11 protein-coding genes are annotated in these 14,963 nt (G+C 70.9%); 3 read left to right on the forward strand and 8 right to left on the reverse strand.

All coding sequences use genetic code 11. From position 1 onward, the window contains the following. Positions 1 to 259: 259 nt before the first annotated feature. Positions 260 to 679, reverse strand: coding sequence for a Rieske (2Fe-2S) protein (locus ABD207_RS19525; protein WP_344014386.1), 420 nt, complete (start codon positions 677 to 679; stop codon positions 260 to 262). A 134-nt stretch (positions 680 to 813) separates the two neighbouring features. On the opposite strand from ABD207_RS19525, the gene ABD207_RS19530 reads away from it, so the two are divergent. Beyond that, positions 814 to 1,725: a carbohydrate kinase family protein gene (locus ABD207_RS19530; protein ID WP_344014387.1), complete on the forward strand. Its 912-nt coding sequence runs from the start codon at positions 814 to 816 to the stop codon at positions 1,723 to 1,725. A 209-nt stretch (positions 1,726 to 1,934) separates the two neighbouring features. Here the strand turns inward: ABD207_RS19530 and uvrA are convergent, their stop codons facing one another. After that, positions 1,935 to 4,976 (reverse strand): excinuclease ABC subunit UvrA, encoded by a 3,042-nt coding sequence (gene uvrA, locus ABD207_RS19535; protein WP_344014388.1) that lies wholly within the window; start codon positions 4,974 to 4,976, stop codon positions 1,935 to 1,937. A 223-nt stretch (positions 4,977 to 5,199) separates the two neighbouring features. Here uvrA and ABD207_RS19540 point away from each other — a divergent pair, with 223 nt between their 5' ends. Next, positions 5,200 to 5,889, forward strand: a complete 690-nt coding sequence (locus ABD207_RS19540) for a maleylpyruvate isomerase family mycothiol-dependent enzyme (RefSeq protein ID WP_344014389.1) — start codon at positions 5,200 to 5,202, stop codon at positions 5,887 to 5,889. A gap of 83 nt (positions 5,890 to 5,972) precedes the next feature. Continuing rightward, positions 5,973 to 6,629, forward strand: a complete 657-nt coding sequence (locus ABD207_RS19545; protein WP_344014390.1) for an MBL fold metallo-hydrolase — start codon at positions 5,973 to 5,975, stop codon at positions 6,627 to 6,629. Between the two features lie 28 nt (positions 6,630 to 6,657). Here the strand turns inward: ABD207_RS19545 and aroQ are convergent, their stop codons facing one another. From aroQ to uvrB, 6 genes are all read right to left on the reverse strand, one after another. Next, positions 6,658 to 7,131, reverse strand: a complete 474-nt coding sequence (gene aroQ, locus ABD207_RS19550; RefSeq protein WP_344014391.1) for a type II 3-dehydroquinate dehydratase — start codon at positions 7,129 to 7,131, stop codon at positions 6,658 to 6,660. A gap of 125 nt (positions 7,132 to 7,256) precedes the next feature. Next, on the reverse strand, positions 7,257 to 8,357 hold the full coding sequence (locus ABD207_RS19555; RefSeq protein WP_344014392.1) for a calcium:cation antiporter: 1,101 nt from the start codon (positions 8,355 to 8,357) through the stop codon (positions 7,257 to 7,259). A gap of 78 nt (positions 8,358 to 8,435) precedes the next feature. Next, on the reverse strand, positions 8,436 to 9,437 hold the full coding sequence (locus ABD207_RS19560; protein ID WP_344014393.1) for a TerC family protein: 1,002 nt from the start codon (positions 9,435 to 9,437) through the stop codon (positions 8,436 to 8,438). A 313-nt stretch (positions 9,438 to 9,750) separates the two neighbouring features. After that, on the reverse strand, positions 9,751 to 11,754 hold the full coding sequence (locus ABD207_RS19565) for a TerD family protein (RefSeq protein ID WP_344014394.1): 2,004 nt from the start codon (positions 11,752 to 11,754) through the stop codon (positions 9,751 to 9,753). Positions 11,755 to 11,967: 213 nt separating this feature from the next. Beyond that, positions 11,968 to 12,546, reverse strand: coding sequence for a TerD family protein (locus ABD207_RS19570; protein ID WP_344006694.1), 579 nt, complete (start codon positions 12,544 to 12,546; stop codon positions 11,968 to 11,970). A 163-nt stretch (positions 12,547 to 12,709) separates the two neighbouring features. Then, the gene (gene uvrB, locus ABD207_RS19575; RefSeq protein WP_344014395.1) at positions 12,710 to 14,884 is read right to left on the reverse strand and encodes an excinuclease ABC subunit UvrB; all 2,175 of its coding nucleotides are present in this window, start codon (positions 14,882 to 14,884) and stop codon (positions 12,710 to 12,712) included. Between the last annotated feature and the right edge of the window lie 79 nt (positions 14,885 to 14,963).

The following is a 14,963-nucleotide window of genomic DNA, read 5'->3' on the forward strand; positions in this document are numbered from 1 at the left end:
GTCGGGTGGCGGGCGACGGGCCGGCGTCGGGTGGCGGGCGACGGGCCGGCGTCGGGTGGCAGGCGACGGGCCGGCGTCGGGTGGCAGGCGACGGGCCGGCGTCGGGTGGCGGGCGACGGGTGGCGGGCACGGAACGGGCGCCGGCGGGCGGCATACGGGCAGCGCCACGGGCCCGGCTTCGGCTTCCGGCCCCGGCCTCCCGGGTCGGCCCCGGCCTCCCGGGTCGGCCCCGGCCTCGGCCTCCCGGGGTCGAGTCCGCTCAGGCTTCCGGCTTGGCGACGATCGTGCCGTTCTCGACCGCGACGGCGAGCCTGGTCAGCGGGGCCACGGCCGGTTCGCGCAGCACCTTGCCGCTGGTGGCGTCGAACTCGCTGCCGTGACAGGAGCAGATCAGTCTGGTGCCCTCGAGCTTGTTGATGGGGCACCGCGCGTGGGTGCAGATGGTGCTGTACGCCGCGAGTGTGCCGTCCTCGCCCCGGCTGACCACCACATTGTGGTCCCGGTACAGCTTCGCGCCGCCCCGGGCGACCTCCTTCTCGGCACCCAGCTCGACCGGTCCGGTCGGCACGGCGGGCTTGCTCTCGCCGCCGGCGCAGGCGGTGAGGCCGAGTCCGGCCACGGGGGCGAGGGCGACGCCTCGCAGGACGGTTCGGCGGCTCGCGGTGGGTCGGCCGGGCATGGATTCTCCAGGGTCGGGGGTCGGACATCGGGACGATACCGGGCGCTGATCAGGGGGTGTGCGGGCAGGTGGCACCACGGGCGGGCCTGCCTATCCTTGAGCACCCTCTCGTACGTCCGGGAAAGGAACTCCTCGTGATCGTCGTAGCCGGTGAGGCCCTGATCGATCTGGTCCCGCAGGGGACGGGAGCGCTCGCGTCGCTCACCCCGGCGCTCGGCGGCGGGCCCTTCAACACCGCGGTGGCCCTGGGGCGCCTGGGCACCCCGACCGCCTTCTGCTCCCGGATCTCCCGCGATGCCTTCGGCGAGGCCCTGCTGGACCGGCTGCGTACCACCGGGGTGGACGTCTCGGCGGTGCAGCGCGGCGACGAGCCGACGACGCTGGCCGTCGCCACGGTCGGCGCGGACGGCTCGGCCGCGTATTCCTTCTATGTGGAGGGCACCGCGGACCGGCTGTTCACGGTGCCCGACGCGCTGCCGCCCGGCACGCGGGCGGTGTCGTTCGGGACCTGCTCGCTGGTCCTGGAGCCGGGGGCGTCCGCGTACGAGCAGCTGATGCGCAAGGCGTCGGCACAAGGGGTGTTCACGGCGCTGGACCCGAACATCCGGCCGGGGCTGATCGCCGACCCGGACGCCTACCGGGCGCGGTTCCGCGGCTGGCTGCCGTCGGTGTCGCTGGTGAAGCTGTCCGCGGAGGACGCCGAGTGGCTGGGCGGGGATCCGCGGGAGTGGCTGGCGGCCGGTCCCTCGGCGGTGGTGATCACGCGCGGCGGCGAGGGGCTGACCGTGCACACCCGCGAGGGCGGCGAGTACTCGGTGCCCGGTGAGCGGGTGACGGTGGTGGACACCATCGGCGCGGGCGACACCGTGAACGCGGCGCTGCTGCACGGTCTGGCGGTGCGGGACGCCCTCAGCGCGGAGAAGCTGGCCGCTCTCGGTGCGGCGGGCTGGCGGGAGCTCCTCGGCTTCGCGGCCCGCGCGGCGGCGATCACCTGCTCGCGCGCGGGCGCGGAACCGCCGTACGCGCACGAGATGGGCGACGCCTGAGGCGCCACTCCCCCTCCCCGGCGAGGAGCCCGCAAGGCGGTACACCCCTCCCCCGCGAGGCGACGCGGGTACTCCCCCCTCCTCCGCGAGGCCGCCCGCGAGGAGCCCGCGAGGCGGCACTCCCCCTCCCCCAGCGAGCGGCCGACCATGCACCGCGCCCCACGGATCCGGGATCCATGGGGCGCGGTCGGTGATCGGTGCCGGGCCGGTCAGCCCTTGGTCGCGCGCGTGCTCTTCTTCGCGGCGGCCTTGGTCGCCTTGGCGGTCTTCGTCGCCTTGGTCGTCCGGCTCGCCTTCGCCGTGCTGTCGACCTTCTTGGTGGCGGTCCTCCGCGTCGTGGTCTTCGCGGCGACCGTCTTCTTCGCCGGGGCCTTGCGCGGGGCGCTCACCTGGGTGGCGTCGCTGATCCGGTCGGCGCCGAGGATCTCCCGCAGGAACTTGCCGGTGTGGCTGGCCGGGACCGCGGCGACCTGCTCGGGCGTGCCCTCGGCGACCACGAGACCGCCGCCGGCGCCGCCCTCGGGGCCCATGTCGACGATCCAGTCGGCGGTCTTGATCACGTCGAGGTTGTGCTCGATGACGATGACCGTGTTGCCCTTGTCGACCAGGCCGGACAGCACCTTCAGCAGCTTGCTGATGTCCTCGAAGTGCAGTCCGGTGGTCGGCTCGTCCAGCACGTAGACCGTGCGGCCGGTGGAGCGCTTCTGCAGCTCGCTGGCGAGCTTCACGCGCTGCGCCTCACCGCCGGACAGGGTGGTCGCGGACTGGCCGAGCCGGACATAGCCCAGGCCGACGTCGTTGAGCGTCTTGAGGTGACGCGAGATCGCCGGGACCGCCTCGAAGAAGTGCATGGCCTCTTCGATCGGCATGTTGAGCACGTCCGCGATGGACTTGCCCTTGTAGTGGACCTCCAGGGTCTCCCGGTTGTAGCGGGCGCCGTGGCAGACCTCGCACGGGACGTAGACGTCCGGCAGGAAGTTCATCTCGATCTTGATGGTGCCGTCGCCCGCGCAGTTCTCGCAGCGGCCGCCTTTGACGTTGAAGGAGAAGCGTCCGGGCTGGTAGCCGCGGACCTTCGCCTCGGTGGTCTCGGCGAACAGCTTGCGGATGTGGTCGAAGACGCCGGTGTAGGTGGCCGGGTTGGAGCGCGGGGTGCGGCCGATGGGCGACTGGTCGACGTGGACGACCTTGTCGACGAGGTCGTCGCCCTCCACCCGGGTGTGCCGCCCGGGGACGGAGCGGGCACCGTTCAGCTCGCGGGCCAGGTGTGTGTAGAGGATGTCGTTGACCAGCGTGGACTTGCCGGAGCCGGAGACGCCGGTGACGGCGGTGAACACGCCCAGCGGGAACGAGACGTCGATGTCCTTGAGGTTGTTCTCGCGGGCGCCGTGCACCGTGAGCTGCCGCGTCGGGTCGACGGGGCGCCGGATCTCGGGCAGCGGGATGGACTTCTTGCCGGACAGGTACTGCCCGGTCTGCGACTCGGCGTTGGCGAGCAGTTCCTTGAGGGAGCCGCTGTGCACCACCTTGCCGCCGTGCTCACCGGCGCCCGGGCCGATGTCGACGATCCAGTCGGCGGTCTTGATGGTGTCCTCGTCGTGCTCCACGACGATCAGGGTGTTGCCCATGTCGCGGAGCCGGACGAGGGTCTCGATCAGCCGGTGGTTGTCGCGCTGGTGCAGGCCGATGGACGGCTCGTCGAGGACGTAGAGCACGCCGACGAGTCCGGAGCCGATCTGGGTGGCCAGGCGGATGCGCTGGGCCTCGCCGCCGGAGAGGGTGCCCGCGGCGCGGTTGAGCGAGAGATAGTCCAGGCCGACGTCGACCAGGAAGCGCAGCCGCTCGTTGACCTCCTTCAGCACCCGCTCGGCGATCTTCTTGTCGCGGGCGGAGAGCTTGAGCTCGCCCAGGAACTCCGCGCAGTCGCTGATGGACATGGCGGAGACCTCGGCGATCGACTTGCCCATGATCGTGACGGCGAGGACGACCGGCTTCAGACGCGTGCCCTCACAGGCGGGGCAGGGCACCTCGCGCATGTAGCCCTCGAAGCGCTCCCGGCTGGCGTCGCTCTCGGCCTCGCTGTGCCGGCGCTTGACGAAGGGGACGGCGCCCTCGAAGGCGGTGGTGTAGCGGCGTTCGCGGCCGTAGCGGTTGCGGTAGCGGACCTCGATCTGGGTCTTGTGGCCGTAGAGCAGGGCCTTCTTGGCGCGCTGCGGCAGTCCGGCGAACGGGATGTCGGTGCGGAAGCCGAGTGCGTCGGCGAGGGCGCCGATGAGGCGGCCGAAGTAGTCCTTGGTGTGGCCGTGCGACCAGGGGTGGATGGCGCCCTCGTCGAGGGTCTTCTCCTGGTCCGGGACGATCAGCTCCGGGTCGACCTCCATGCGCGTGCCGATGCCGGTGCACTCGGGGCAGGCGCCGAAGGGCGAGTTGAAGGAGAAGGAGCGCGGCTCCAGCTCCTCGAAGGACAGGTCGTCGTACGGGCAGTACAGGTGCTCGGAGTACATCCGCTCGCGCTCGGGGTCGTCCTCGGGGAGGTCGACGAAGTCGAGCACGACCATGCCGCCGGACAGGCCGAGGGCGGTCTCCACGGAGTCGGTGAGGCGGCGCTTGGCGGAGTCCTTCACGGTGAGGCGGTCGACGACCACCTCGATGGTGTGCTTCTCCTGCTTCTTCAGCGTGGGCGGGTTGGCGAGCTGGACGGTCTCGCCGTCCACCCGGGCGCGGGAGTAGCCCTTGGACTGGAGGTCGGCGAACAGGTCGGCGAACTCGCCCTTGCGCTCGCGCACCAGCGGCGACAGCACCTGGAAGCGGCTCCCCTCCGGCAGCTCCAGGACCTTGTCGACAATGGCCTGCGGCGACTGCCGCGAGATGGGCCGGCCGCACTCGGGGCAGTGCGGCTTGCCGATGCGTGCGAAGAGCAGGCGCAGATAGTCGTAGACCTCGGTGATGGTGCCCACCGTGGAGCGCGGGTTGCGCGAGGTCGACTTCTGGTCGATGGAGACCGCCGGGGACAGGCCCTCGATGAAGTCGACGTCCGGCTTGTCCATCTGCCCGAGGAACTGCCGGGCATAGGAGGAGAGCGACTCCACGTAGCGCCGCTGCCCCTCGGCGAAGATCGTGTCGAAGGCCAGCGAGGACTTGCCCGACCCCGACAGGCCCGTGAAGACGATGAGCGAGTCGCGCGGGAGGTCGAGCGAGACATTCTTCAGGTTGTGCTCGCGCGCGCCACGGACGATGAGACGGTCGGCCACGCCGGTCCGCACCTTTCTTGGGAGAAGTGACAGGGGCGGGGCCCCCGTGCTTTCTCAGACTAGGGGGAGCCACTGACAACGCCGGTCGGATTCACGGGTTGACAACAAACCCCGGCCATCCAGCATGCCCGACGCCAACCACGACCATATAGCACGTGCATTCGATTTACGGCACGGCTTCACCACCTTCACCCGAAGGTGTGGCGCGACTAGGGTCAGCAGCATGATTGATCACGCTCATGACCTGGAGCTTGTACAAACCGCGACCGACCGGCTGCTCACCGCCGTCGGCGCCCTGGACGACGCGGCTGTGACCCAGTCGTCACGGCTTCCCGGCTGGACCCGCGGCCACGTCCTGGCCCACCTCGCCCGCAACGCCGACGCCCTGGTGAACGTCCTCGAGGGGCGGCCCATGTACGTCTCCGGGGAGGCGCGCGAGGCCGACATCGAGGCCGGCGCCCCGCGGCCGCTCGACGAGCAGCTCGCCGATCTGCGCCAGAGCGCGGAGCGCTTCCGGCAGGCGGCCGCCGTTCCGCAGGACTGGTCGCGGACCGTGGAGCTGCGCAACGGGGTCACGGACCAGGCGGCCCGGGTGCCGTTCCGGCGCTGGGTCGAGGTGGAGCTGCACCACGTGGACCTCGGCATCGGGTACGAGCTCGAGGACCTGCCGGCCGAATTCGTGGAGCGGGAGATCGACTTCCTGACCCGGCGGTTCGCCGGGCACCGGGACGTGCCGGGGACGACCGTCGCCGCCGGGGACGGCCGGTCCTGGACCACCGGCGGCGGCGCGCAGGGCGGCCCGCTGCAGGTGGAGGGACCGGCCGCCGATCTGCTCGGCTGGCTCGCCGGCCGGCGGGACGGGTCCGCGCTGCGGGTGAAGGGCGGCGCCCTGCCCGCGCTGCCGCCGCTCTAGCCGGACACCGCCCGACACCGCCCGGCACCGCGATGTACGCGGCAACCGCACGGCGGCGCGGTTGCCGCTATAGGCTGACGGCCATGACGTACAGCGGTCGGGTGACGGTCGGCGGCCCCGCCGACGTGCACGAACTCAAGGACCTGATGATCACCAAGATCGCGGTCGGCCCGATGGACAACAACGCCTACCTGCTGCGTTGCCGGGCCACCGACGAGCAGTTGCTGATCGACGCGGCCAACGACGCGGACACCCTGCTGGGCACGATCGGTGACGACGGCCTCGCCTCCGTCGTCACCACCCACCGGCACCCCGACCACTGGCAGGCGCTCGCCGCCGTGGTGGAGGCCACCGGCGCCCGGACCTACGCGGGCCGCGAGGACGCCGAGGGCATCCCGGTGCCGACCGACGTGCTGGTGGACGACGGCGACGTGATCCGGGTGGGCCAGGTCGAGCTCACCGCCCGCCACCTGGTGGGGCACACGCCGGGGTCGATCGTCCTGATCTACGACGACCCGCACGGCCACCCCCATGTGTTCACCGGGGACTGCCTCTTCCCGGGCGGTGTGGGCAACACCCACAACGACCCGAAGGCGTTCGCCAGCCTGATGCACGACGTCGAGACCAAGATCTTCGACGTGCTGCCCGACGAGACCTGGGTCTACCCGGGGCACGGCAACGACACCACGCTGGGTGCGGAACGCCCGCACCTGCCGGAGTGGCGCGCCCGCGGCTGGTGACCCGCCGGCGGCGGGGCTTCCCGGGGGGCTACGCCTCCGCCTGCCCCGCGCCGGCCAGCTTTGCGATCCGCTCCACCGCGAACACGTAGCCCTGGACGCCGCACCCCGCGATCACGCCGTCGGCGCGCAGCGAGACGTACGAGTGGTGCCGGAACTCCTCACGCCGGTGGATGTTGGAGATGTGCACCTCGATCACGGGCAGCCCGTCGCAGGCGTTGAGCGCGTCCAGGATGGCGACCGAGGTGTGCGAGTAGGCGCCGGGGTTGATCACCACACCGCAGTGGTTCAGCCGCGCCTCCTGGATCCAGTCGACCAGCTGCCCCTCGTGGTTGGACTGCCGGAAGTCCACCGTGCCGCCGTGGGCCGCCGCGGCCTTGACGCACATCGCCTCGACGTCGGCGAGGGTGTCGGAGCCGTAGATCTCCGGCTGCCGCTGCCCGAGGAGATTCAGGTTGGGTCCGTTGAGAATCATGATCGGGGCGCTGGCCAGGCTGCGGGGCACGGTGAGGCTCCTCCGGTCCGTACGGGGCGGAATGCGGTGGCGGCAGCCACCGCTGCACACGGTTTATCACGGTGCGGTACCGGCCCACCGGGCACCGTTCGACCCTCGGGCAGGGCGGTGCGCTGCTACGGATTGATCGCCAGTTCCAGGTAGGCCGCGAGCAGGACCAGGTGGACTCCGCCCTGGAGCGGGGTGGCGCGGCCGGGGACGACGGTGAGGGCGGCCACCACCACGGTCAGGGCGAGCAGCACCATGTGGGTGCTGCCGAGGCCGAGGACGAGGGGGCCGGAGAGCCAGAGCGAGGCGAGGGCGACCGCGGGGATGGTCAGGCCGATGCTGGCCATCGCCGAGCCGAGCGCCAGATTGAGGCTGGTCTGCACGCGGTCGCGGCGTGCGGCGCGCACCGCGGCGATCGTCTCCGGGAGCAGCACCATCAGCGCGATGATCACACCGACGACGGCGTGCGGCAGTCCGGCGGCCTCCACGCCCGACTCGATGGTGGGCGAGACCCCCTTGGCGAGGCCGACTACGCCCACCAGGGCGAGGGTCAGCAGTCCCAGGCTCATCAGGGCAGCGCGGGTGGAGGGGGGATCGGCGTGCAGCTCGGCGGTGATGACGTCGCCCTGCCTGGTGATCGGCAGGAAGTAGTCGCGGTGCCGCACGGTCTGGGTCGCCACGAACAGGCCGTAGAGGATCAGCGAGGAGACCGCGGCGAAGGTGAGCTGGACCGAGCTGAACTCCGGGCCGGGCTTGGTCGTCGTGAAGGTGGGCAGCACCAGGCTGAGCGTGGCCAGGGTGGCGACGGTGGAGAGCGCGGCGCCGGTGCCCTCGGGGTTGAAGATGGCGGTGCCGTGCCGCAGGGAGGCGACCAGCAGGCTCAGCCCGACCACGCCGTTGCAGGTGATCATCACCGCGGCGAAGACGGTGTCACGGGCGAGGGTGGCGCTCTTGTCGCCGCCGTCGGCCATCAGCGTGACGATCAGCGCCACCTCGATGACCGTGACGGCGACGGCGAGGACCAGTGAGCCGAAGGGTTCGCCGACCCGGAGGGCCACCACCTCGGCGTGGTGCACGGCCGCCAGCACGGCCGAGGCGAGGATCAGCGTCGCCAGTGCCACGACCAGGCCGGGCAGATCGCGGCCCCAGGTGAAGATCAGCAGGACCACGGCGAGCACCGGCGCCAGGATCGTCCACTGGGACAGGAGTGGCCTGAGCCGCTCGATCATGAGGCGATCGTCCCAGAGGTCCACGGGCCCCGCACCCGTTCGTACGGGGTCCGCGCGGTGTGCGTGCGCGGAGAGCGGTCAGACATCGACGCTCTTCCTCTCGGGGCTCTCGGCACCGCCCCCCGCCGCATGGGCCGCCGCCTGCTTCCGCGAGGCGCGCAGGCTGGTGAGGGTGGTGATGATCAGGACGGAGCAGATCACGCCGAGCGAGACGGGGATGCTGATCTCGGGGGTGTGGACCCCCGACTCGTGCAGCGCGTGCAGCACCAGCTTCACTCCGATGAAGCCCAGGATGACCGACAGCCCGTAGGAGAGGTGGACCAGCTTCTTCAGCAGGCCGCCGATGAGGAAGTACAGCTGCCTGAGCCCCATCAGGGCGAACGCGTTGGCCGTGAACACGATGTACGGGTCCTGGGTGAGGCCGAAGATCGCGGGGATGGAGTCCAGGGCGAACAGCACGTCCGTGGTGCCGATGGCCAGCATCACGACCAGCATCGGGGTCATGACCCGCTTGCCGTTCTCCCGGATCCACAGCTTGGTGCCGTGGTAGCGGTCGGCCACGCCGAAGCGGCGCTCGGCGGCCTTGAGCAGCTTGCTCTCCTCGTACTCCTCGTCCTGCTCCTCGGCCCGCGCCTCCTGGATGAGCTTCCAGGCGGTCCAGATGAGGAAGGCGCCGAAGATGTAGAAGACCCAGGCGAAGCTGGCGATGATCGCGGCACCCGCGGCGATGAACACGGCGCGCAGCACAAGCGCTATGAGCACGCCGACGAGCAGCACCCGCTGCTGGTACTGCGACGGCACCGCGAACTTCGCCATGATCAGGACGAAGACGAAGAGGTTGTCGACGCTCAGCGATTTCTCGGTGATGAAGCCGGCGAAGAACTCGCCGGCGGGTGCGCCTCCGGCGAAGACCAGCAGGCCGATCCCGAAGAGGGCGGCCAGGGCGATCCAGACGACGGTCCAGATCCCCGCTTCCTTGATGGATACGTCATGCGGCTTGCGGCCGATGAAGAAGTCGACGGCGATCAGCAGGCAGAGGCCCGCGATCGTCAGGACCCACAGGGTCAGGGAAACATCCACTGCGCCTCCGGCAGATTTGTCACTGGGCAAGAGTCAGCGTCTTCGCTGCCGGAGGTCTCTTCCGCCCGGGTTCGCGCGCGATGAGGGGCGCGGTAAGTGAACCTCGGGCCGACGCCCCGGGATCTGGTCCGATCCGTATTGACGGGGTCGCCGCACAGACGGGGAGTACTCCCCTCCGTGCCAAGAACCATACCCGCTTCACCAAGGATTGGTAAAGGCGTGAGTAAAAGAAGGTACAAGTGAGCAGGTCGACGCGGCTTTACGGATCCTTGATCAGTGAGTGCGGTGAAGCCGGGAAGCTGCCCGGGGCCCGTCAGCGGTTCCAGGCGCGGCGGGCTTCGGCGACCTTGGTGAGCACCTGGTGGAGCACCTGGCTGCCCGCCGGCACGAGCGTGGGCTCGTACGTCCAGGCGTGCCCGACCCAGGGGTCGGCCAGGTGGTTGTCGGCGACCGGCGTGAGCCGCAGCAGCGACCGCCACAGCGGATCGAGCAGCGGGCCGAAGCCGGCGGACTCCTGGCGGTCCGCGACCATCATCAGATGCACCCCGACCGCGGGGCCTTCGTCGGCGAGGTAGCGCAGCTGGTTGACGGCCCGGTCGTCGAAGCCGTGCGGGAAGTCGTTGACGATCAGCAGCTGCTGGGACATGTCGAAGCCGGGAGGCAGGGCGTCGGGTGCACCGCCGCGCAGCGCCATCTGCACCAGGTCGACCCGCTGGGTGAGCCGGCCGAGCGTCTCCCCCACTCCCGCCGCGCCCTGGGCGGGCGGGAACGTGAGCACTCCGGTCTGGGTCAGCGGCGCCAGCGCCTGCGCGCCGGACCCGGCCGGGTCGATGACGTGCACGGTGAACTCGCCGGCCGGGTAGACGGCGAGCAGCCGGGCCGCGTGCGCCACCGCGGTGTCCATGGCGAGGCGGCGCATCTCGTGCGAGTCGTGGAAGGAGCCGTCGGGGGACTCGGCCCGTCCGCTGTCGATCCACAGGCCGCGCTCCAGCGGCAGGCGGAGCAGCATCGGGATGCGGAGCCGCTCGGCCTCCGGCAGATGCAGATCACCCAGGCGCAGGGCCATCGGTATCTCCATCGGCACCTTGTAGGCGTGCCAGACGGGGTTGTCCCAGCGGGCGAAGGCCGGAGGCAGCGCCGGCTCGACCACGTCGGACTCGGCGACGAGCTGGGCGATGTCCCGGTCGAGTGCCTCGCGGGCCTGGTCGACGAGCTGGGCGTGCCGGGCGCGGGCGGCCTCGCGCGCGGCGTCGGCCTGACCGCCGATCCGGCTGCGCGGGTCGGACAGGACCTGCTCCAGCTCCTTGTCCATGCGGGACTCGGCGAAGTCGACGGCGCTGCGGTAGGCGGCGGTGGTGCGGGCCAGGTCCTCGAACATGCCCCAGACCTGGTTGTAGAGCCGCTCCTCCATGGACCAGCCGGTGGCGTCCCCCGCGACGGGCTGGGCCGGGCGGCCGGGCTCGGCCGGGGGCGCGGTCGGCGGGGGTGGCGGCGGGGCGGCGGTCTGCCGGCCGGGGTGGCGGTAGTTGATCGGGCTGCCGGTGGGCGCGGGGTTCGGCTCGGGCGCGCCGGAGCCGCCGTAGGGCGGCTGGCCGCCGCCCTGGCCGGGCATGCCGGCCGGCTGCCCGCCGTACGTGGGTGCGGCGGGTGTGCCCTGGGGTGCGGTGGCGCCCTGGTCCGGGCCGACCGCCGGGGCTGCGGCGTGGCGGGAACGGTCACCTTCGGCGGTGCGCGGCGGGGGTGCCTGCACGGAGCGGGCGAGCCCCCGGGCCACGGCCTCGTGGATGCTGCCGGCCAGCTGCTGGGCCTGGTCCAGGCCCTGGTCGCTGAAGAGTGCGGCCAGACCGCCGGCGTACCCCTGGCCGACGGCGCGCACCTTCCAGGCGCCCTGCCGCCGGTAGAGCTCCAGCGCGATGACGGCCGACTCGGCCTCCAGGCCGGTGATGGTGTAGCTGGCGAGCTCGGTGCCGTCCAGGCCGGTGACGGCGACGAAGGGGGCCGCGACGGAGCCGAAGCGGGCGGGTCCGGCGCCGCCGCCCGAGGCGGGGAGGGCGAGCAGCACGCTGACCCGGTGGACGGCCTCGGTCATGGCGTCCAGGTCCACCGCGAGGCGGTGTTCGGCGGCCGCCTGCCGCGAGACCTCCAGGCCGTGCTGGGTGGGCGCTCCCGGGTGGGCCACCCATTCCACCCCGTTGATCCGCCCGGCCTCGTCCCCGAGTGCGGCCGCGGCCACGATCGGAGTGCCGGCCGAGATCCGGATCTCCAGACGGGACTGGGAGAGCGGGTGGTTCTGTCCCCGCACCAGCTCGGCCGTCATCGCCTTGTCCCCCTGTGTCGCGTGGTCGCGTGGGCAGTGTCGTGTGCCGCCTGGCGGTCCGCCGTGCGCGGCCGGTGTGGCCTGTGCGGCCTGTGCGGCTGCCGGGTCCGAGGATCGGACCGGTCGCCGCAGGGCCGGGGCGGCGCCTTCGCGACCTGGTCGGCGCCGCCCGGCCCGATCGGTGCCCGGTCTCCGGGCCCGTGATCTGAGTGATTACAGGAGCGGCAGGATCGCCGGCATCAGGTCCTGGAAGGTGCGGCCGTTGGCCGGGGTGCCGAGGGCCGTCATCGTCCAGCCGGTGCCCGCGCGGTGCACCTTGGCCATGATCTGGGCGGTGTAGGCGCCGCCGCCGGCCAGCGTGTAGCGGGCCAGCTCCTGGCCGTTGGTCTCGTCGACCAGGCGGCAGAAGGCGTTCTGCACCTCCTGGAAGGTCTGGCCCGTGAAGGAGTTCACGGTGAAGACGATCTGGTCGATGTGGACCGGGACGCGGGACAGGTCGACGAGGATGGCCTCGTCGTCGCCGCCCTGGCCGACACCGCCGACGAGGTTGTCGCCGGTGTGGCGGACCGAGCCGTCGTCGCTCACCAAGTGGCGGAAGAAGACGACGTCGACGGGCTGCTTGTCGGCGAAGAGGACGGCCGAGGCGTCCAGGTCGATCTCCCGGGTACGCGAGCCGAACAGGCCGCGGCGAGGGGCCGCCTGCCAGCCGAGACCCATACGGACCGCGGTCAGGCTGCCGCCGTCGTTCTTCTGCAGACTGATGGCCTGACCCTTGGTCATGTTGACGGTCACGCGCTGATTCCCCTCTCGAGCTTTCCCCTGTTGCCGCGGAACGCGGTTGCCGAGAACCCTACGCAGGGGCACTGACAGTGATGTACCCAGGTCCGCACTTTGTGTCGGTCTTGCAACACAGTCCGTGCGGACCGGGGTTGTTGTGCGCTTCTGAGGCGCCCGGTCAGGACAGACCGGCCTCCTGCATCTGGCGCAGCTCCTTCTTCATCTCGGCGACCTCGTCGCGCAGCCGGGCCGCGATCTCGAACTGCAGATCCGCGGCCGCCGCCCGCATGCGCGCGGTGAGTTCCTCGATCTGTTCGGCGAGTTCGGCCGCAGGGCGGTCGGTCGGCACCGTCTCGGCCGCCTTGCCCTTGGCTCCCTTGGCTCCCTTGGCGGCCTTGGAGCTCTTGGCGGGCTTGGCGGAGTTGGCCGCCTTGCCCAGGGAGGGCACGGGGGTCCTGGTGCCGCCGCCGTCCTTGCGCGCCTTGCGGTAGCCGGAACCGAGCAGCTGCTCGGTGTCGATGTCCTCGCGGGCGATCTGCGCGACGATGTCGTTGATCTTCTTGCGCAGCGGCTGCGGGTCGATGCCGTTCGCCCGGTTGTACGCGATCTGCTTCTCCCGGCGGCGGTTGGTCTCCTCGATGGCCTTCGCCATCGCCGGGGTGATCTTGTCGGCGTACATGTGGACCTGGCCGGAGACGTTGCGCGCGGCCCGGCCGATGGTCTGGATCAGCGACGTGCCGGAGCGCAGGAAGCCCTCCTTGTCGGCGTCCAGGATGGCCACCAGGGACACCTCGGGCAGGTCGAGGCCCTCACGCAGCAGGTTGATGCCGACCAGCACGTCGTACTCGCCGCTGCGCAGCTCGCGCAGCAGCTCCACCCGGCGCAGGGTGTCGACGTCGCTGTGCAGATAGCGCACCTGGATGCCGAGTTCGAGGAAGTAGTCGGTCAGGTCCTCGGCCATCTTCTTGGTGAGCGTGGTGACCAGGACCCGTTCGTCGTTCTCGACGCGCTTGCGGATCTCGTGCACCAGGTCGTCGATCTGGCCCTCGGTGGGCTTGACGACCACCTCGGGGTCGACCAGGCCGGTGGGGCGGATGATCTGCTCGACGACCCCCTTGGAGCGGGACATCTCGTAGGTGCCGGGCGTGGCGGACAGGTACACGGTCTGCCCGATGCGCTCCTGGAACTCCTCCCACTTCAGCGGGCGGTTGTCGAGGGCGGAGGGGAGCCGGAAGCCGTGCTCCACGAGGGTGCGCTTACGGGAGGCGTCGCCCTCGTACATGGCGCCGATCTGCGGGACCGTGACATGCGACTCGTCGATGACGAGCAGGAAGTCCTCCGGGAAGTAGTCCAGCAGGGTGTTCGGCGGGGAGCCGGGCCGGCGGCCGTCGAAGTGCATCGAGTAGTTCTCCACGCCGGAGCAGGTGCCGATCTGGCGGAGCATCTCGATGTCGTACGTGGTGCGCATGCGCAGCCGCTGCGCCTCCAGGAGCTTGCCCTGCTTCTCCAGCTCGGCGAGGCGCTCGGCCAGCTCCTTCTCGATGTCGTTGATCGCCCGCTCCATGCGCTCGGGGCCGGCGATGTAGTGGGAGGCCGGGAAGACGTACAGCTGCTGCTCGTCGCTGACGATCTCGCCGGTCACCGGGTGGAGCGTGGTCAGCGCCTCGATCTCGTCGCCGAACATCTCGATGCGGACGGCGAGCTCCTCGTAGACCGGGAAGATCTCGATGGTGTCACCGCGGACCCGGAAGGTGCCTCGGGTGAAGGCCATGTCGTTGCGCGTGTACTGGATGTCGACGAAGCGGCGCAGCAGCTCGTCCCGGTCGATCTCCTGGCCGACGCGCAGCGGGACCATGCGGTCCACGTACTCCTGCGGCGTGCCCAGGCCGTAGATGCAGGAGACGGAGGCGACGACCACGACGTCGCGCCGGGTGAGCAGCGAGTTGGTCGCGGAGTGGCGCAGCCGCTCCACCTCCTCGTTGATCGAGGAGTCCTTCTCGATGTAGGTGTCCGACTGCGGGACGTAGGCCTCGGGCTGGTAGTAGTCGTAGTACGAGACGAAGTACTCGACCGCGTTGTTCGGCAACAGCTCGCGGAACTCGTTGGCCAGCTGAGCGGCCAGGGTCTTGTTCGGCGCCATCACGAGCGTGGGGCGCTGTACCTTCTCGATCATCCACGCGGTGGTGGCGGACTTGCCGGTACCGGTCGCGCCGAGCAGGACGATGTCCTTCTCGCCGGCTTCGATGCGCCGGGCGAGTTCCTCGATGGCCGCCGGCTGGTCACCGCTCGGCTGGTAGGGGCTGACGACCTCGAAGGGCGCCACCGTGCGTTCGATCTGGGAAACGGGCCGCATGTCTTCCACGGTACGACCCGCCACTGACATTGATGCTGATACTCAGGTTCCGGTGATCGTGGCCCAGCCACTGACTGAC

The organism is Streptomyces thermospinosisporus (genome assembly GCF_039526425.1).
Classification (GTDB): domain Bacteria; phylum Actinomycetota; class Actinomycetes; order Streptomycetales; family Streptomycetaceae; genus Streptomyces; species Streptomyces thermocarboxydovorans.